Here is an 18647-nt window from a genome sequence, read left to right as displayed (position 1 = left end):
CGCGGCTCAGAAGGTGATCGTCGCGGTAATGGTGTCGCTGTAGTTGCCGGGCGCCGGTGTCGTCTGCGCGGGTACGCGGCCGTATATCGTGATCGCCTGCGCGAACCCGCTCCCGGTTCCGGTCGCCATCGTCGTGCCGCCGGTGCCGTCACCCCACGGTTGCGTGAAAGCGCTGTCCTGACAGAGCTGATAGCTGACCGAACCGCCGCCCGTGCGCTGCATCGTGCGTGCAGTGACACTGCCGCTGGCGCCGCCGTTCAACGCAATCTGGAATGCATCGCCGTTCGTGCATCGCGCACTGATCGAGCCGCTCGCGGTCAGCGCCGACGCCAGGTCACGCTGCTCGCGCAATCGTTCGACGGACGCGGCAACGCGTCGGTCGACGTCACCGGAGCGTTCGTGCTGATGGACGGCCGGCTGATGACCGCGCGCCGCGTCGACGACGGTTTCGCGCTCGTCTCGACCGACACCGGACGCGTCCCCGTGCTGCATCAGAACCGGCTGATCGGCGAGACCGACCGGGCCGGCCACCTGCTCGTGCCCGACCTGAATGCGTACCAGAGCAATCGCGTCGCGATCGACGGCACCGCGCTGCCCGCCGACGCGCGGATCGCCGACACGACGCTCGAAGTCGTGCCGCAGGCGCGTTCCGGCGTGCTCGCGCACTTCGCGGTGACGCGCTACAGCGCCGCGTCGATCGCGCTGCGCGCGCCGGACGGCACGCCGCTGCCGCCCGGGCTCGAGGTTCGCCACGTCGAAAGCGGCCAGCGCACGATCGTCGGCTACGACGGCCTGACCTTCGTCGACGGCCTCGGCGCGAACAATCGCCTCGAAATCTCGGGCGGCGGCCGCGACTGCGCCGTCGAATTCGCGTACCGGCGCCCGGACGACGGCACGCTGCCGCGCATCGGACCGCTGGCCTGCGGCCCCCGGTAATCCGCGCCCGTTCGCGGCCGACGCGCACGCCGGCCGCCGGCCCCGCGAATGCTAGAATTGCGGGATTCCCTCGGCGGCGCACGCCGCCCAACTCCCCTTCGAAGAATCGCCATGACGTCCCAACTGCACAAAAAGGGCGAGGCCTGGTCGGCCCGCTTCTCGGAACCGATGTCGGAGCTGGTCAAGCGCTACACGTCGTCGGTGTTTTTCGACAAGCGCCTCGCGCTCGTCGACATCGCCGGCTCGCTCGCGCACGCGAGCATGCTCGCGGCGCAGAAGATCATCAGCGCCGACGACCTGGCCGCCATCGAACGCGGGATGACGCAGATCAAGGGCGAGATCGAGCGCGGCGAATTCGAATGGCAGCTGGATCTCGAGGACGTCCACCTGAACATCGAGGCGCGCCTGACCGCGCTGATCGGCGACGCCGGCAAGCGCCTGCACACCGGCCGCTCGCGCAACGACCAGGTCGCGACCGACATCCGTCTGTGGCTGCGCGGCGAGATCGACCGCATCGGCGGCCTCCTGAACGACCTGCGCGGCGCGCTGATCGACCTCGCTGAAAAGAACGCGGATACGATCATGCCCGGTTTCACGCACCTGCAGGTCGCGCAACCAGTGACCTTCGGCCACCACCTGCTCGCGTACGTCGAGATGTTCACGCGCGACGCCGAGCGCATGCGCGACTGCCGCACCCGCGTGAACCGCCTGCCGCTCGGCGCGGCCGCGCTCGCCGGCACCAGCTATCCGATCGACCGTCACGCCGTGGCGAAGACGCTCGGCTTCGACGGCATCTGCGCGAACTCGCTCGACGCGGTGTCGGATCGCGACTTCGCGATCGAATTCACGGCGGCCTCCGCGCTCGTGATGACGCACGTGTCGCGTTTCTCCGAGGAACTCGTGCTGTGGATGAGCCCGCGCGTCGGCTTCATCGACATCGCCGACCGCTTCTGCACCGGCAGCTCGATCATGCCGCAGAAGAAGAATCCGGACGTGCCCGAGCTCGCGCGCGGCAAGACGGGCCGCGTGAACGGCCACCTGATGGCGCTCCTCACGCTGATGAAGGGCCAGCCGCTCGCGTACAACAAGGACAACCAGGAAGACAAGGAACCGCTGTTCGACACGGTCGACACCGTCGCCGACACGCTGCGGATCTTCGCCGAGATGGTCGCCGGCATCACGGTGAAGCCGGACGCGATGCGCGCGGCCGCGCTGCAGGGCTTCTCGACCGCCACCGACCTCGCCGACTATCTCGTGAAGCGCGGGCTGCCGTTCCGCGATGCGCACGAAGCCGTCGCGCACGCGGTGCGGATCTGCGACGATCGCGGGATCGACCTCGCCGACCTGACGCTCGACGAAATGAAGCAGGAACTGCCGAACGTCGCGCACCTGATCGGCGACGACGTGTTCGGCTACCTGACGCTCGAAGGTTCGGTCGCGAGCCGCAACCACCCGGGCGGCACCGCGCCCGATCAAGTGCGTGCGGCGATCAAGGCCGCTCGCGCCGCGCTCGGCGAGTAAGCCAGCCGGCACGGACGGGCGCCTTCGGCGTCCGTCTTTCACTCGGGCGGCCCTCGCGTCGCCCGACGCCCTTCCCGCTTCCCGGATGCCGCCGATGACCTTCTCCGCCGCGCTCTTCGACATGGACGGCCTGCTCGTCGATTCCGAGCGGACCATCATGAACACGTGGATCGACGTGTCGACCGCACACGGCGTCGTGCTGACCGAGATCGACTACCTGCAGATCGTCGGCCGCTCGTTCGCCGAGGGCCAGGTCATTCTCGCGCGGCTGATCGGCGACACCGACACGTTCGACGCCGTGCGCACCCTCGTGCGCGAACGGCTCGCCGCGCCCGAACCTCATCCGAAATTTCCGCTGAAGTCGGGCGCACTGGCGCTGCTCGAGACGCTCGCGCAGGCCGGCATCCCGTGCGCGGTCGCATCGTCGTCCGCGCGCGACGTGATCCGTGCGCGCCTCGATGCGGTCGGCGTGCTGCCGTTCTTCCGCGCGATCGCGGGCGGCGACGAAGTCGCGCGCGGCAAGCCCGACCCGGCCGTGTACCGGCTCGCGGCCGAACGCCTCGGCGTGCCGGCGCACGCGTGCGTCGCGTTCGAGGACAGCGACTTCGGCGCGCAGTCGGCCGCCGGCGCGGGTGCATCGGTCGTCACCGTGCCCGACCTGAAGGCACCGACGCCCGAGATCGTCGCGCTGAGCCTGCACGTGCTCGCGTCGCTCGACGATGCGGTCGCGCTCGTGCCGTCGTGGTTCGGCCGGCTGGACACGCAGCAACCCGCATAGGCGCCGCGCGCGGGACGTCAGTTGTTGCCGGCCGTTTCCGACAGGCGCTTCATCGTCGCGATGCGCGCGCCGATCAGGTCGACGCGTCCGTCCTCGCCGACGAGCGGCGCCGTCGCATCGCTGAACGCGACCCACGCGCGTTGCGCGCGCACGAGCGTCGCGGCCGAATGCGCGGGCATCTTGCGACGCAGCTTCTGGTAATAGCGGTTCAAATCGAACAGCGCGTGCTCGCACGCGGCATCCTGCACGCACGGCCGCACGCGGCGTATCGCCGGGTCGCGCGGCGCGTTCGCCGACTTGCCGGTGGCCGCCACCGCAGTGCCCGGCGCCGCGCCCGCCCCGCCCTGGGTGTCGCCTTGCGCACCGCTCGTGGCCGCGACCGGCACGGTGGCAGGCGGCGCATAGCGGTCGGCCGCCGCGCGCAGCGCCAATGCGCGATCGCGCACGGGCTGCAACTGCATGTCGGCGCTCGACATCGCGTAAGCGGTCCCGCGCGTCGTGTCGTACACCGCCTTCAGCAGATGAACTTCATCCTTGCGCCACGTGACCCAGCGGCGCTGGCTGTCCTGCCAGCCTCGCTTCGCGTCGGCCGGCGCGTCGTTCGACAGGCGCTGGTACGCGCCGTCCATCACCGCCTGCCACTGCTGCTGCGCTTCGCCCATGCACTGGATCTGGCCGGCCGTCGACGACCGGTCGCGCCGCGCGAGACACTGCCGCATCGCGACGTCGATCGGGTCGGCCGCCGCCACTTCAGCATGCGCGACGTTCAGCCCTGCCGGCCCTGCCGACCAGCCTGCCCAAACGACGAGCGCGGCCAGCGCCGCGCGCATCGTCCGGATTCGTCCTTGCGCCGCCATCAGTCGCGCACGCAATCGACGAAGTACTCGACGCGCCCGTTCACCTCTTCCGCGACGAGGCCGTGGATGTCGGTGTGGAAGCCCGGGAAGCGCTCGTTGAAGTCGCGCGCGAACCGCAGGTAGTTCACGATCGTCTTGTTGAAGCGCTCGCCCGGAATCAGCAGCGGAATGCCCGGCGGGTACGGCGTGAGCAGGATGCTCGTCACGCGGCCTTCGAGCTCGTCGAGCGGCACACGGTCGATCTTGCGGTGCGCGAGCTTCGCGAACGCGTCCGACGGCTTCATCGCCGGCTCCATGTCCGACAGGTACATTTCCGTCGTCAGGCGCGCGATGTCGTTCGCGCGGTACACGTCGTGGATCTGCGTGCACAGGTCGCGCAGGCCGACGCGCTCGTAGCGCGGATGCTGCGCGACGAATTCCGGCAGCACGCGCCACAGCGGCTGGTTGTTGTCGTAGTCGTCCTTGAACTGCTGCAGTTCGGTGACCATCGAGTTCCAGCGGCCCTTCGTGATGCCGATCGTGAACATGATGAAGAACGAGTACAGGCCCGTCTTCTCGACGATGATCCCGTGCTCCGCCAGGTACTTCGTGACGATCGCGGCCGGAATGCCCGTCTCGCCGAACTCGCCGTCGACGTCGAGCCCCGGCGTGATGATCGTCGCCTTGATCGGGTCGAGCATGTTGAAGCCTTCCGCCAGCGGGCCGAAGCCGTGCCAGTGGTCGTTCGGCTTCAGCATCCAGTCCTCGCGCGAGCCGATGCCTTCTTCCGACAGGTCGTCCGGGCCCCACACGCTGAAGAACCAGTCGTCGCCGTATTCGGCGTCGACCTTGCGCATCGCGCGGCGGAAGTCGATCGCCTCGGCGATCGATTCCTCGACGAGCGCGGTGCCGCCCGGCGGCTCCATCATCGCGGCCGCGACGTCGCACGACGCGATGATCGCGTACTGCGGGCTCGTCGACGTGTGCATCAGGTACGCCTCGTTGAAGCGGTGCTTGTCGAACGTGCGGTTCTCCGAATCCTGCACGACGATCTGCGACGCCTGCGAGATGCCCGCGAGCAGCTTGTGCGTCGAGTGCGTCGCGAACACGAGCGCGCCCGTGCGCGGACGGCCGTCGCCGATCGCGTGCATGTCGCGGTAGAAATCGTGGAAGGTCGCATGCGGCAGCCACGCTTCGTCGAAGTGCAGCGTGTCGAGCAGGTCGCCGAGCAGGTCCTTGATCATCTCGACGTTGTAGACGACGCCGTCGTACGTGCTCTGCGTGATCGTCAGGATCCGCGGCTTCATGTCCGGGTTCTCGCGCAGCGCCTCGCGCGCGAACGGGTTCGCCTCGATCTTCTTGCGGATGTTCTCCGGCTTGAATTCATCGCGCGGGATCGGCCCGATGATGCCGAAGTGATTGCGCGTCGGCGTGAGGAACACCGGAATCGCGCCCGTCATCGTGATCGCGTGCAGGATCGACTTGTGGCAGTTGCGGTCGACCAGCACGATGTCGCCCGGCGCCACCGTCGCATGCCAGACGATCTTGTTCGACGTCGACGTGCCGTTGGTCACGAAGAACAGGTGGTCCGCGCTGAAGATGCGCGCCGCGTTGCGCTCGGACGCCGCGACCGGGCCCGTGTGATCGAGCAGCTGGCCGAGTTCGTCGACCGCGTTGCAGACGTCGGCGCGCAGCATGTTCTCGCCGAAGAACTGGTGGAACATCTGGCCGAGCGGGTTCTTCAGGAACGCGACGCCGCCCGAGTGGCCCGGGCAGTGCCACGAATACGAACCTTCGTCCGCGTACTTCACCAGCTCCTTGAAGAACGGCGGCGCGAGCGAGTCGAGATAGACCTTCGCCTCGCGGATGATGTGGCGCGCGACGAACTCCGGCGTGTCCTCGAACATGTGGATGAAGCCGTGCAGTTCGCGCAGTATGTCGTTCGGCAAGTGGCGCGACGTGCGCGTTTCGCCGTACAGGAAGATCGGGATGTCCGCGTTGCGGCGGCGCACTTCGGTGACGAACGCGCGCAGCTCGATGATCGCGGTCGCGAGTTCGGGCAGCTCGCCGTCCGGGCCCGTTTCGCCGAGCATGAGTTCGTCGTCGTCGATCGACAGGATGAAGCACGACGCGCGGCTCGACTGCTGCGCGAACGACGTCAGATCGCCGTAGCTCGTGAGGCCGAGGACTTCGACGCCCTCCTTCTCGATCGCTTCGGCCAACGCCCGGATGCCGGAGCCCGAGATGTTCTCGGAGCGGAAATCTTCGTCGATGATGACGACGGGGAAACGAAACTTCATGGGCGATTCTCCAAAAAGAACGACCGCGGCGCGTCACGCGCAGCGGTCACCCGGAAACTGGTGAGACGTTATGCAACCAGATCAGGTTTTCGGCAGCGTGACACCGCGCTGACCCTGATACTTGCCGCCGCGATCGGCGTACGACACGTCGCACACTTCGTCGCTTTCGAAGAACAGCACCTGCGCGACACCTTCGTTCGCGTAGATCTTCGCGGGCAGCGGCGTGGTATTCGAGAATTCCAGCGTGACGTAGCCTTCCCACTCGGGTTCGAACGGCGTCACGTTGACGATGATCCCGCAGCGCGCGTACGTCGACTTGCCGAGGCAGACGGTGAGCACGGTGCGCGGGATGCGGAAATATTCGACGGTGCGGGCCAGCGCGAACGAGTTCGGCGGGATGATGCACACGTCGCCCTTGAAATCGACAAACGAACCCTCGTCGAAGTTCTTCGGATCGACGATCGTCGAGTTGATGTTCGTGAAGATCTTGAATTCGTCCGCGCAGCGGATGTCGTAGCCGTAGCTCGACGTGCCGTAGCTGACGATCCTGCGACCGTCCTCGGACGCGCGAACCTGATCGGGCACGAACGGCTCGATCATCTTGTGCTCTTCGGCCATGCGCCGAATCCACTTGTCGGACTTGATGCTCATAACGGGGCGCCAGGAAACGCTGCGTGACGGTAAACGACGGCCGCCGGTTCAAGGCGGCGGCCGGGGAAGGCGGACATTTTACGCGATCATCGGCGTGCGCACGCGGCGGCCGTCAACGGATCACGCCGCAAGCGAGCGCGGGGCCCGCTCCATGCTGCGGAAACGCCGGGTCGCTCGGGTCGCGGTGCACCAGCGCCGCGCGATTCAGCGCAGAGCGCACGCCGTCGAGGGCCAGATCGGGTGCGACGATGAAACCGGCCGCGACGCCGTTCGCATCCGCATGGATGTTGCCGAGATCGCCGGCGACGCGCGCGCCCGCGCGCAACCGGTCGGCGGCCGGCGCGAACACCTGGCCGGCGCTCGAGCCGTCGCCCGCATTGCAGTCGCCGCGCTCGTGCACCTGCAGCGCGTGATCGCTGTTCGGCGGCAGGCCGGCCAGGTTGTATGTGACCTGGACGCCGTCAGGGCGTTCGACGAACGTCACCGCGCCGCGTGCCTGCGAGCCGACGGACGGCTGCAGTTGCGCATCGGCGCGCTTTTCGTGCGACGAGGAAAAAGAGGTACAGCCGGCCAGCAGGCCCAGCGCGGCGGCGGCCAGCAGCGCGCGCCGCGCGCGGCCGGCGTGCACGCCGTGATGTCGTTGGTTCATTCGATCCTCATGCCGGCTGGCGGCCGTTCGACACGGCGGCCATACCGGGCGGGTAAAGGGACCCGGGAAAAGTCGCCATGATACCGCGCCTCGCGGCGCCGTATACAGCGTGAGGCCCCGCCCCGCAAGGGTTTTACGTATTTTGAACAACGATCGACGGGAACTTCGATGTCATGTCGCGCGCGCGCTCGGCGATCGCCAGCGCGACCCCGCGCGCGATGTCGCGGTAACGCCGCGCCAGCGCGCCGTCCGGCTCGGCCACGACCGTCGGCGTGCCGCTGTCGGCGCGCTCGCGGATCGCGATGTCGAGCGGCAGGCTGCCGAGCACGTTCACGCCGTAATCCTTCGCCATCCGGTCCGCCCCGCCGGCGCCGAAGATGTGCTCCTCGTGGCCGCAGTTCGAGCAGACGTGGATGCTCATGTTCTCGACGATGCCGAGGATCGGAATCCCGACCTTCTCGAACATCTTCAGCCCCTTCTTCGCGTCGAGCAGCGCGATGTCCTGCGGCGTCGTCACGATCACGGCGCCCGTCACCGGCACACGCTGCGCGAGCGTGAGCTGGATGTCGCCCGTGCCCGGCGGCATGTCGACGATCAGGTAGTCGAGCTCGCGCCAGTTGGTCTGGCGCAGCAGCTGCTCGAGCGCTGACGTCGCCATCGGGCCGCGCCACACCATCGGATTGTCTTCCTCGATCAGGAAACCGATCGAATTCGCTTGCAGCCCATGGCCGACCAGCGGATTCATCGACTGGTTGTCCGGCGACTCGGGGCGCTGGCCGTGAATGCCAAGCATGGTCGGCAGCGACGGACCATAGATGTCGGCGTCGAGAATGCCGACCGACGCGCCTTCCGCGGCGAGCGCGAGCGCCAGGTTCACGGCCGTCGTGCTCTTGCCCACGCCGCCCTTGCCCGATGCGACCGCGACGATGTTCTTCACGTTCGGCAGCAGCTTCACGCCGCGCTGCACCGTGTGCGCGACGATCTCCTGCGACACGGCGACGCGTGCGTCGCGCACACCCGGCACGGCTTTCAGCGCGTCTTCAATGCGCGCGCGCACGTCGCCGTACTGGCTGCGCGCGGGATAGCCGAGCACCACGTCGACCGCCACGGCGTCGCCGTCGATCGCGACATTGCGCACGCCCTTGTTCGCCGCGTACGGACGGCCGGTATTGGGGTCGACGACAGCCGCCAATGCGGCGTCGACTTGTGCCCGGTCAATGCTCATCGAAACTCCGTGAAAACGTTTTTCTCTCGCGCAAACGTCAAAAAATATCAAATAACGCTGCGAAAATCGGGAAAAGTGAAAGAATCTGTTGCACGCCATTGCGCGAACGCGCGCGTCGGAGCAATCTTCGCGTGCGGCATGCTATGGGGCCAAATCGGCCAACAACCGCCTATATTGTAGAGGCTGATGCGTCGCCCTGTCCGGAACAGCCCCGCTGGCGAACAGGGCATGCGGCCGCCTCGGCGGCTGCCGCGAGCGCGGGCCCGCCCTTCCTTTTTCGGGCGTCCGCGCAGGGAGCCGTAACTGTTGTTTGTCGTCGTTGTCGACTCGTTCAACCAAGAGAGGAATCCAAGATGAACATGAAAATCGCGACTCGCCTGTCCGTCTTCGCACTCGCCGGCGCGCTGCTGGCAGGCTGCGCCACGCAGCAAGGCAACAATACGGCCGTCGGCACCGGCACGGGTGCGGCGCTGGGCGCGGGTATCGGCGCACTGGCCGGTGGCGGCAAGGGCGCGGCGATCGGCGCGGGCGTCGGCGCACTGGTCGGCGGCGTGACGGGCTACAACTGGCAAGCGATCAAGAACAAGCTCGCGCCGTCGGCAGCCAAGACGGGCACGCAGGTGACCGAGCAGCCGGACGGCTCGCTGAAGCTGAACGTGCCGAGCTCGGTGACGTTCGCGACGAACCAGTACGCGATCACGCCGGCCTTCACGCCGCTGCTGAACGACCTGGCGACGACGCTGAACCAGAACCCGCAAGTGACGGCATCGATCGTCGGCTACACGGACAGCACGGGCTCGGCACAGCTGAACCAGACGCTGTCGCAGAACCGTGCGCAGAGCGTCGTGAACGCGCTGGTGCAGCGCGGCGTCGCCGGCGGCCGCCTGTCGGCACAAGGCATGGGCCCGTCGAACCCGATCGCGGACAACGCGACCGAAGCCGGCCGTGCGCAAAACCGCCGCGTCGAGATCTACCTGCGCGCAGCACAGCAGTAAGCATCGCCGCGAGAGGAGGAAACGGGGGCGCGCGCCCCCGCCGCACAAGGCTCCCAGCGGGGCCCGTAACAAATCGAAAAAAATTTCGAACTTCTGTCTCGGCCCGCGGTCTGTCTTTACGGTACGCGGCTGGCGCAGCCGGCGCGTCACCATTCTCCTCTTGTCGTTGTTGCTCCGGGGCCGTATCCGCCCCGGTTTTTTTTGCCCGGAATTTACGTGCTGCGCCGCAGCATCACGCCGCCGGGCACGCCGTCACGGCGGCCCCGCCCCCTCCGGCGCCCAGTCCATGGCGCCCGCGCCGGCTGACCTGCCCGCGCCCCTGCTAGAATCGCAGTTTCCGTCGTTTCCCGCCGTTCTTCTACAGACCCTATGTCCGCATCCGACCTCACTTCCGTGCAGGCCGCGGCGCCGCAAGGCAGCCGCCAGATCCTCGTTACGTCCGCACTGCCCTACGCCAACGGCCAGATTCATATCGGCCATCTGGTCGAGTACATCCAGACCGACATCTGGGTGCGGACGCTGCGAATGCACGGCCATGAGGTCTACTACATCGGCGCCGACGACACGCACGGCACGCCGGTCATGCTGCGCGCGGAGAAGGAAGGCCTCACGCCGAAGCAGCTGATCGACCGCGTGTGGACCGAGCACAAGCGCGATTTCGACAGCTTCGGCGTGTCGTTCGACAACTTCTACTCGACCGACTCGGAAGAGAACCGCGTGCTGAGCGAGAAGATCTACCTCGCGCTGAAGGACAACGACCTGATCGCCGAGCGCGAGATCGAGCAGGCGTACGATCCGGTCAAGGAAATGTTCCTTCCGGACCGCTTCATCAAGGGCGAATGCCCGAAGTGCCACGCGAAGGACCAGTACGGCGACAACTGCGAAGTGTGCGGTTCGACCTACCTGCCGACCGAACTGCTGAACCCGTATTCGGTCGTGTCCGGTGCGACGCCGGTGCGCAAGACGTCGACGCACTACTTCTTCCGCCTGTCGGACCCGCGCTGCGAGTCGTTCCTGCGCGAATGGGTCAGCGGCCTCGCGCAACCGGAAGCTACGAACAAGATGCGCGAATGGCTCGGCGACGCCGGTGAAGCGAAGCTCGCCGACTGGGACATCTCGCGCGACGCACCGTACTTCGGCTTCGAGATCCCGGGCGCGCCCGGCAAGTACTTCTATGTGTGGCTCGACGCGCCGGTCGGTTATTACGCGAGCTTCAAGAACCTGTGCGACCGCAAGGGCATCGACTTCGACGCGTGGATCCGGTCGGGCTCGACCGCCGAGCAGTACCACTTCATCGGCAAGGACATCCTGTATTTCCACACGCTGTTCTGGCCGGCGATGCTCGAGTTCTCGGGCCATCGCACGCCGACCAACGTGTTCGCGCACGGCTTCCTGACGGTCGACGGCGCGAAGATGTCGAAGTCGCGCGGCACGTTCATCACCGCGCAGAGCTACATCGACACCGGCCTGAACCCGGAATGGCTGCGCTACTACTTCGCCGCTAAGCTGAACGCAACGATGGAAGACATCGACCTGAACCTCGACGACTTCCAGGCGCGCGTGAACAGCGATCTCGTCGGCAAGTACGTGAACATCGCGAGCCGCGCGGCCGGCTTCCTGCTCAAGCGCTTCGACGGCCGCGTGCAGGACAGCGCGATGAACCATCCGCTCGTCGCGAAGCTGCGCGATGCGATTCCCGCGATCGCCGCGCACTACGAAGCGCGCGAATACAGCCGCGCGCTGCGCCAGACGATGGAACTCGCCGACGAAGTGAACGCGTATGTCGACGGCGCGAAGCCGTGGGAGCTCGCGAAGGATCCGGCCAATGCGGTCGCCCTCCACGAAACCTGCAGCGTGAGCCTCGAGGCGTTCCGTCTGCTGTCGCTCGCGCTGAAGCCGGTGATGCCGCGCGTGGCGGAAGCCGTCGAGGCCTTCTTCGGGATCGCGCCGCTCACGTGGGCCGATGCCGCGAAGCCGCTGTCGTCCACGCAGCCGATCAAGGCGTACCAGCACCTGATGACGCGGGTCGATTCGAAGCAGATCGACGCACTGCTCGCCGCGAACCGCGATTCGCTGCAGGCCGAGGCCACCGGCGCCGCTGCCGCGGGTGCGGCCACCGCCAGCGCCGCGAAGGAAGGCAAGAACGCCAAGGCGAACGCGAAGGCGGCCGCCGCGAACGGTGCCGACGACGGTCCGATCTCGATCGACGATTTCGCGAAGGTCGACCTGCGCATCGCGAAGATCGTCGCGTGCCAGGCCGTCGAAGGCTCGGACAAGCTGCTGCAGCTCACGCTCGACGTCGGCGAGGAAAAGACCCGCAACGTGTTCTCGGGCATCAAGTCCGCGTACCAGCCCGAACAGCTCGTCGGCAAGCTGACGGTGATGGTCGCGAACCTCGCGCCGCGCAAGATGAAGTTCGGGCTGTCGGAAGGGATGGTACTCGCCGCGTCGGCTGCCGACGAGAAGGCCGAGCCGGGCCTCTACATCCTCGAGCCGCACAGCGGCGCGAAGCCCGGCATGCGCGTGAAGTAAGCCGCACGCACGACCGCTTGCACGAGAAAGCTCCGCACCCATGCGTGCGGGGCTTTTTTTATGTTCGTAGCGGGGACCGCGCGACGGCGGTGCGACCGGCGTGCGGCATCGTCACCGCCGGCTGAACCAGCGATCGAAGCGCCGCGTGTAGTTCAGGTCGACGCCCTGGAACGTGCCGCCATACGCGGACACCGACCAGAAGCGCGTCAGGTTGATCGTCGCCTTGAACGCGTTGCTCGCCGATTGCAGCCCTTGCTCGTAACCGAGCACGAAGCGCTCGTTGATCGCCTTCGAGATCTGCACGACCTGTGCATCGGTGAGGCCGACGTCGCTGCGGCCAATCGAGAACTCGTCGAGACCGATGCTCTGCGCGACGCGCCTGCCGGTCGCGCTGCCAAGCAGCCCGAGCGCCGCGGTCATCGCGTTCTGCTGGCCGACGTTGTTGCCCTGGTCGGTGCCGTGCCCGAACAGCAGCCACGACAGCTTTTCGTTGTCCGTGACGTTCGGCTCGGACACGAGCTTGACCGTCGGCGACTGAATCGTGCCGGTGACCTGCACCCCGGCCTCGACCTCCTGGTTGCGCCGCATCGCGAGGATGTTCACGCCCGGATTCGACACGGGGCCGTTGAACGTGAAGAAGCCGTTCTCGACCGCGAGCTTGCGGCCGAACGACGTATACGTCGACCCTTCCGTCACGCGCACGTTGCCGACCGCGCGCAGCGGCACGCCCGGCGCGCTCATCACGGTGATCGTGCCGCGCAGCCCCAGATCCGCGCCGTGCCCCTTGAAGCGGAAGTTGTTGCCGAGGCCGATGTCGATGTTCGCGCGCGGCGCGAGCGACGGCGCCGGCTTGTCCTCGACCTTCTGCGGCTTCGCGACCGCCGTGCCGGTCGGCGTCTCGCCGCGCACGGTACCGTCCGGCCGCACCACGACGACATCGTCGGACAAGTGCGGCGCCGCGTCCTCCGGCAGGTCGAACAACGCACGGTCGACGACGAACTTTCCGTCGATCGACAGCGCGCCGCGCGGCCCGTCGTTCGCGACGGTCGCCTTGCCCGACAGCGACAGCTTGCGGTCCGGCGCCGCGAACAGCTCGAGCTTGTCCGCGACGATGCTCGCGGTCAGGTCCGGCGCCTCGCCGTCGAGACGCACGCGGCCGATCGCGCGCAGCGTGCCGTCGCCGCCGTGGAACTCGACCTGCTGGAATTCGACGAGGTTCTCCGCGAGCTTCACGCGCACGATGCCGTCCTTCAACTGCACGCCCTGGTCGACGAGCGTCGCGGACAGATCGTCGCCCGTCAGCATGCCCGACACGTTCGGCTTCACCGGCGTGCCCGCGATCGTCAGCTTCAGTGCCGCGCGCCCGCCGAGCAGGTAGCTCGGCCCGAACAGGTTGCCGGTCGACTTCAGCGACGGGATGTCGGCGTCGATGCGGCCCGACAGCGGGCCGTCGTCGACGACGCCGAACACCCCGTCGCGCAGCGCGAACGGCACGGTGACGTTCGCGTCGAGCGTGCCGACCCGGTTCGCCTTTGCAAGCGCCACCACGTTGAGCCGGTTGCCGGGTGCAAAGCTCGCGCGCGCGGACAGGTCGGTCAGCCCGAGCGACGCGATGCCGCGCCCGGTCTCGATCGTCACGTCGCCACCGCGCCGCTTCAACTGCACGTAGCCCGTCGCGTTCGCGCCGAGCGAGAAATCCCAGTCGGCATCGAGCACGACGTCGGTGCGCACCGGCGGCCGCTGGCCCGTCAGCTCCTGGCGGATCTCGAGGAAGCGCGCGACCGACGCACCGCGCACGGCGCCGGCCGAGCGCATCTGCCCGTGATCGAACACGAACGACTTCAAGTCGATCGCCGCGCCTTCGAGCGTGAGCCGCGTCGCGCCGAGCGTCACGCGGCCGGCGCCGGCCGACACGGCAAGCGGCGCCTGCAGCGCCACCGACGGCGTGCCGCGGTTCGCGAGGCGCGTAACGGTGCCGTCCCAGCGCATCCCGTCGCGATTCTCGACCACCCCGCCGTTCGCCGCGAGCGTCAGGTCGATCACGCGGCCGCCGGCGGTCCCGAGCGCCGACGCGTCGAGCGTGTGCTTCGCGCGCGTGCCGTCGAGGTTCGCGCGCAGCGATTTCAATTGCAGCGAGCCGAGCGCGATGTCGGTCGCGTCGGCCGTGAACACGAGCGCACCGTGCGCGCCGTCGCGGATATCGGCGCGCCCCTGCGCCGCACCGATCCGGTTCGAGCCGACCACGACGTGCTGGGCCTTGTAGGTGCCCGTCACGTTCGGATGCGCGAAGCTGCCGGTCAGCTCGCCCTGCGCCTGCACGAGCCCCTGCACGCCGAAGCCGAGCCGGTCGAGCTCGGGCGCGTCGACGACGAAGCGCAGCCGGTCGCCCGGCGCGCCGAAACTGCCGCGCAGATCGACGTGGTTGCCCGCGATCGACAGGTTCGCGTTGCTCGGCAGGATCCGCGCGCCGACGAGCTGCACGACGCCCGCGCCGGTCAGCGGCACGCCGTCGTAGAGGCTGTCGCCGAGCTTGAAGGTCGCCTTCGTCGACACCTGCGGCGCGAACGCGCCGGAGGCCGTCAGCGTGCCCGATACGCGCGTCTCGCCGCGCCGGGCCGGGGCCTTCGCTGTCGCCTTCGCCGTTTTGGCGGCCGGCTTGCCGCCGCCCGTGCCCGGCGCGCGCATCGCGGCGAGCAGCAGCGGATCGAACGCGGTCAGCGTCGCCTTCGCGTCGTAGCTCGAATGCGCGTCGTGACGGAACACGCCGGTCAGGTCGATACGGCCCTTGCCCGCCGTCACGCGCGCATCGGTCAGCACCGTCTGCTGCTGCGTCAGCGCGACCTTCGCGCGTGCGCCGAGCGCGAGCTTCGGATCGTTCAGGTTGAAGTCGACGGTCGTCACGTCGCCCGCGAGCGTCACGCCGAGCGGGCCGCCCAGGCGCATCGGCCGCAATTCGGCGACGAATGCATTGAGGTCGAGGTTCGCGACCTTCAGGTCGAAGCGGCCCTTGCCGCCGGTCAGCGCGCCGTTGCCGGTCACGCTGCCGTCGCGGATCAGTTTCAGCGCGAGGCCGTCGATCCGCTGCGCGTGTGCGTCGAGATTGATGGTCGCATGTGCGTCGACGACGGGCAGCAGGTGCTCGCCGAGCGTGCCGGGCTTCGCGTTGACGATCGACACCGGGCCGGTCACGGCAAAGCCCTTCGCCGGTGCGGCGCCGGCCGGCGCGGTCACGGGCGCCAGCTCCGCGCGCACCGCGAGATCGGCGGCCGGCGCGCCCGGCGCGAGCGCCTGCGGGTTCACGTGATCGAACGCGAGCGACGCGCGCGTGAGCGGCACAGCGCCGAACGGCGCAGCCTCGACGTGCGCGCGCCCATTCAACTTCATCCCGCTCGCGGTGACGTCGGCGACGAGCGCTTCGAGCGACCCCGATACGTTCGCGCTCGCGTTGACCGGTTCGTTCGCGAGCTTGCCCACGTATGTCGCGTTGCCCGTCAGCGCGAACGGCCTCACGCCGTCGAGCTTCGCGCGTGCGGTCAGCGCGCCGTACGGCGTGTCGACGCCGTCGAGCGCAAGTTCATGGTGACGGCCGTCGCTGCGACCGTTCAGCGCGAGATGGTCGAGCTGCGTCGTCGACCCGCCTTCGTGAATCGCCAGGTGATCGACGCGCAGGTCGTCGATCCGCAACTGCAGCGGCAGGCTCAAGTCTTGCGGCGTCGTGCTCGGCGTCGACGGCCCCGGCGCGATCCGCACGTCGATCGTGCCCGCGCGAAGGTAATCGACGGACAGCCGCCACGGCGCGCGGGTCAACGCCCAGCGGCCGTCGAGCCGGTCGATCCGCACTTCGGTGCCGGTGCCGCCGGGGCTCGTCCACGCGAAACCGCGCAACCGCACGCCCGTCGCGAGCGCGCCGCCTTCCAGCGTGCCCGCCAGCCGGCCGCCCAGCACGCGCACGGCCGTCTGCCACGCGAGCCGCGTGCCGCGCTCGGTCGTCGCCGCAGCCAGCACGAGCCCGGCCGCCAGCCCGGCGAGCAGCGCGACCGTCACGAGCGTCCACGCGACGATCCGGCCCGCACGCACGCGGCGCGGCGCGCGCGGCCGCGCGTCGGGCGCGCGCTCGGGCGAATCCGGATCGTGAGGCGGCGGCGTGTCGTTCGGATCCTTCGTCATGCGGTTCGTCGTGGCTCGTGCAACAAGGTCAGAAAGCGATACCGAGCGTCAGGTACGGGCGCACGCTGTGGTTGCGCAGTCCGTACGCGACGTCGACGTTGATCGGGCCGACGGGGCTGCGCCAGCGCGCGCCGATGCCGACGCCCGGGTAGAACACCTTCTCGCCCCACGCATCGGTCGCGGTGCCGATGTCGAAGAAGGTCGCGGCGCCCCAGTCGCGGTTGAACCAGTGCTGGTATTCGGCGGTGCCCGTCATCAGGTACTTGGTCGGCAGCACGGAGCCGTCGACGCTGTTGCCGATGCTCTGGTAGCCGTAGCCGCGCACCGAATTCGAGCCGCCCGCGCGAAACAGCAGCGACGCCGGCACGCCGGTCGAGCCGCCGCTCGTGAACACGCCGCCGAGCTCCGCGCGGAACACGAACAGGTCGCGCTTGCCGATCGGCACGTACTGCTGGCCGCGCGCGTAACCGCGGATGAAGGTCTGGTCCGTCAGCACGCCCTTGATCGCGAAGCCGGCCTCCGCGTGGATCAGGTTGCCCGAGCGCGGGAACAGCGGATCGTCGACGTTGCGGCGCGTCCATGCCCACTGCGGCACCAGCGCCCGGCTGGTGGTCGGGCCGGCGCCGTTCTGGTCGAGCCGGTCCTGGTAGAACATCAGCGAGTACGCGTAGTCGATGAACTGACCGGTGCGGGTGCGCTGCGCGCCGACCCGCGCGCTGTAGATCCGCGTGTCGGACACGTTGGTGTTCGTGTACGACGCAAGCACGCTGTTGGTCCAGCCTTTCTCGCCGGGCGGCATCGACAGCTGGACCTGGCCGTACTGCTGGATCTGGTCGAGCCGGCCCGACACGGTGAGCGGCCACGCGGCGCCGAACGTGTCGAGATACGTGTAGGAGCCCTGCACATGCGGGCCCGTGTCGGTCGCGTAGCCGACGCCGCCGCGAATGTTGTTGTACGGAAACTCGCTGACCTTCACGTGCACGGGCGTGCGCTCGGGCTTCGCCGTATCGTCGCCGACGTCGATGGCGACGCTCGCGTAGTACGGCGTGTTCTGCAGCTGCCGCTGCAGCTCGGTGATCCGCCGCACGTCGTAGATCTCGCCTTCCGACAGCGGATTGACGTTCGTGACGATCTTTTCCGGATAGCGGCGCACGCCGTCGACGTCGACCTTGCCGATCGTGAAAGTCGGGCCGCTGTCGAACGTGACGGCCAGCGTCGCGCGCTGCGTGCGCGGATCGACGCGCGCTTCCGACGACGCGATCTTCGCGCCCAGGTAGCGGCGCGACTGCAACTGCTTGAGCGCCGCGCCCTTCGCGCCGTCCCAGTCGGACTGCGTGAACGGGTCGCCCGGCTTCAGCGAGAACGCGAAGCGCGTCGCGGCTTCCTGCTTCGGATCCTCGGTCTCGACCGGGCCCTTGAACGCCAGGTCGACCGTCGACACGACGGTCTGCGGCCCCGGATCGACCGCGACGCGCACGTCGCGCTTGCCGTTGCGCGTGCGCACGTCGGTGCGCACGACCGGCGAGAAATAGCCGGCCGTCGCGGTCAGGTCGCGCACCTGCTGCGGCGTGGCGGTCACGAGAAAGTCGAACTGGTCGTCGCTGATGTCGTCGCGCTTGGCGAAGCGCGCGATGTCGAGATGGGCCTCGAGGAGCTTGCGGATCGCGCGCGGCGAGTCGATTTCGACGTCGTACTTCGCATACGCCGGCAGCACGAAGCACGCGGCGAGACAGCCCGCGAGGGCCGCCCGGGCCGCCGCACCGGCGCCGCGCCGTGCGCGCCGTGCGCGACGACCGCGGTGACGCGCCGCGCGCGGGTTCGCCTCATGCGCCGTATGTGCCTGCTGGTTCACCTGACCCGCCAAATATGACCTCGTCCTCGGTTGCTGATTTTGTGGAAAACCCCGTATTTGACCACAGGGTGGCGGCGCTGCCCGCACGGGCGCCGCTTTGACGCCTGGACGCAACGCGACGCGCGCGGGGCCGGCCGAACGCGCCGCGGGTGTCGGCCAGCGGATTCGACGCGCGATTGCCGCCGGCTGTTCCCCGCGATGCGGT

Annotated in this window: 11 protein-coding genes and 2 pseudogenes; 5 read left to right on the top strand and 8 right to left on the bottom strand. The window is 68.5% G+C overall.

Annotation, left to right across the window (positions count from 1 at the left end):
• Positions 1-6: 6 nt before the first annotated feature.
• Positions 7-333: pseudogene (locus tag ACV22W_RS25950) on the bottom strand (Csu type fimbrial protein); the annotation flags it as partial.
• Here ACV22W_RS25950 and ACV22W_RS25945 point away from each other — a divergent pair.
• The 3 genes and pseudogenes from ACV22W_RS25945 to ACV22W_RS25935 all read left to right on the top strand — a co-directional run.
• Positions 322-936 (top strand): annotated as a pseudogene (locus ACV22W_RS25945) (FimD/PapC C-terminal domain-containing protein); the annotation flags it as partial. The pseudogenes ACV22W_RS25950 and ACV22W_RS25945 overlap by 12 nt on opposite strands.
• A gap of 111 nt (positions 937-1047) precedes the next feature.
• The gene (gene argH, locus ACV22W_RS25940) at positions 1048-2457 is read left to right on the top strand and encodes an argininosuccinate lyase (RefSeq protein WP_448022431.1); all 1410 of its coding nucleotides are present in this window, start codon (positions 1048-1050) and stop codon (positions 2455-2457) included.
• A gap of 94 nt (positions 2458-2551) precedes the next feature.
• Complete coding sequence (locus ACV22W_RS25935) at positions 2552-3235, top strand: HAD family hydrolase (protein ID WP_059692251.1); 684 nt, start codon at positions 2552-2554, stop codon at positions 3233-3235.
• A gap of 17 nt (positions 3236-3252) precedes the next feature.
• On the opposite strand, the gene ACV22W_RS25930 is transcribed toward ACV22W_RS25935, so the two are convergent.
• The 5 genes from ACV22W_RS25930 to apbC form a co-directional block, all read right to left on the bottom strand.
• Entirely contained in the window at positions 3253-4092 is an 840-nt protein-coding gene (locus ACV22W_RS25930) for a lysozyme inhibitor LprI family protein (RefSeq protein ID WP_448022448.1), read from the bottom strand.
• Positions 4092-6371, bottom strand: coding sequence for an arginine/lysine/ornithine decarboxylase (locus tag ACV22W_RS25925; protein WP_059527551.1), 2280 nt, complete (start codon positions 6369-6371; stop codon positions 4092-4094). The genes ACV22W_RS25930 and ACV22W_RS25925 overlap by 1 nt, the downstream gene beginning before the upstream one ends.
• Positions 6372-6452: 81 nt before the next feature.
• Complete coding sequence (dcd, locus tag ACV22W_RS25920; RefSeq protein WP_006398615.1) at positions 6453-7022, bottom strand: dCTP deaminase; 570 nt, start codon at positions 7020-7022, stop codon at positions 6453-6455.
• A 112-nt stretch (positions 7023-7134) separates the two neighbouring features.
• Positions 7135-7671, bottom strand: coding sequence for a superoxide dismutase [Cu-Zn] (gene sodC / locus ACV22W_RS25915; RefSeq protein WP_448022430.1), 537 nt, complete (start codon positions 7669-7671; stop codon positions 7135-7137).
• A gap of 133 nt (positions 7672-7804) precedes the next feature.
• Complete coding sequence (gene apbC, locus ACV22W_RS25910) at positions 7805-8896, bottom strand: iron-sulfur cluster carrier protein ApbC (RefSeq protein ID WP_448022429.1); 1092 nt, start codon at positions 8894-8896, stop codon at positions 7805-7807.
• A gap of 353 nt (positions 8897-9249) precedes the next feature.
• Here apbC and ACV22W_RS25905 point away from each other — a divergent pair, with 353 nt between their 5' ends.
• Positions 9250-9891: an OmpA family protein gene (locus ACV22W_RS25905; protein WP_059527561.1), complete on the top strand. Its 642-nt coding sequence runs from the start codon at positions 9250-9252 to the stop codon at positions 9889-9891.
• 369 nt (positions 9892-10260) lie between these two features.
• Positions 10261-12423: a methionine--tRNA ligase gene (gene metG, locus ACV22W_RS25900; protein ID WP_448022428.1), complete on the top strand. Its 2163-nt coding sequence runs from the start codon at positions 10261-10263 to the stop codon at positions 12421-12423.
• Positions 12424-12534: 111 nt separating this feature from the next.
• On the opposite strand, the gene ACV22W_RS25895 is transcribed toward metG, so the two are convergent.
• Positions 12535-16590 carry a translocation/assembly module TamB domain-containing protein gene (locus ACV22W_RS25895; RefSeq protein ID WP_448022427.1) on the bottom strand — a complete coding sequence of 1352 codons (4056 nt, stop codon included), beginning with the start codon at positions 16588-16590 and terminating at the stop codon, positions 12535-12537.
• A 28-nt stretch (positions 16591-16618) separates the two neighbouring features.
• Positions 16619-18454, bottom strand: coding sequence for an autotransporter assembly complex protein TamA (locus ACV22W_RS25890; protein WP_448022426.1), 1836 nt, complete (start codon positions 18452-18454; stop codon positions 16619-16621).
• Between the last annotated feature and the right edge of the window lie 193 nt (positions 18455-18647).

This window comes from Burkholderia sp. AW49-1 (assembly GCF_053427845.1).
The sequence above is the reverse complement of the archived record's forward strand: the minus strand, read 5'-3'. Positions and strand labels throughout refer to the sequence as shown.

Coding starts and splice junctions, on each gene's coding strand:
- metG (WP_448022428.1), top strand. CDS start 10,261: ATGTCCGCATCCGACCTCACTTCCGTGCAGGCCGCGGCGCCGCAAGGC.
- ACV22W_RS25895 (WP_448022427.1), bottom strand. CDS start 16,590: ATGACGAAGGATCCGAACGACACGCCGCCGCCTCACGATCCGGATTCG.
- argH (WP_448022431.1), top strand. CDS start 1,048: ATGACGTCCCAACTGCACAAAAAGGGCGAGGCCTGGTCGGCCCGCTTC.
- ACV22W_RS25925 (WP_059527551.1), bottom strand. CDS start 6,371: ATGAAGTTTCGTTTCCCCGTCGTCATCATCGACGAAGATTTCCGCTCC.
- ACV22W_RS25905 (WP_059527561.1), top strand. CDS start 9,250: ATGAACATGAAAATCGCGACTCGCCTGTCCGTCTTCGCACTCGCCGGC.
- ACV22W_RS25935 (WP_059692251.1), top strand. CDS start 2,552: ATGACCTTCTCCGCCGCGCTCTTCGACATGGACGGCCTGCTCGTCGAT.
- apbC (WP_448022429.1), bottom strand. CDS start 8,896: ATGAGCATTGACCGGGCACAAGTCGACGCCGCATTGGCGGCTGTCGTC.
- ACV22W_RS25930 (WP_448022448.1), bottom strand. CDS start 4,092: ATGGCGGCGCAAGGACGAATCCGGACGATGCGCGCGGCGCTGGCCGCG.
- sodC (WP_448022430.1), bottom strand. CDS start 7,671: ATGAACCAACGACATCACGGCGTGCACGCCGGCCGCGCGCGGCGCGCG.
- dcd (WP_006398615.1), bottom strand. CDS start 7,022: ATGAGCATCAAGTCCGACAAGTGGATTCGGCGCATGGCCGAAGAGCAC.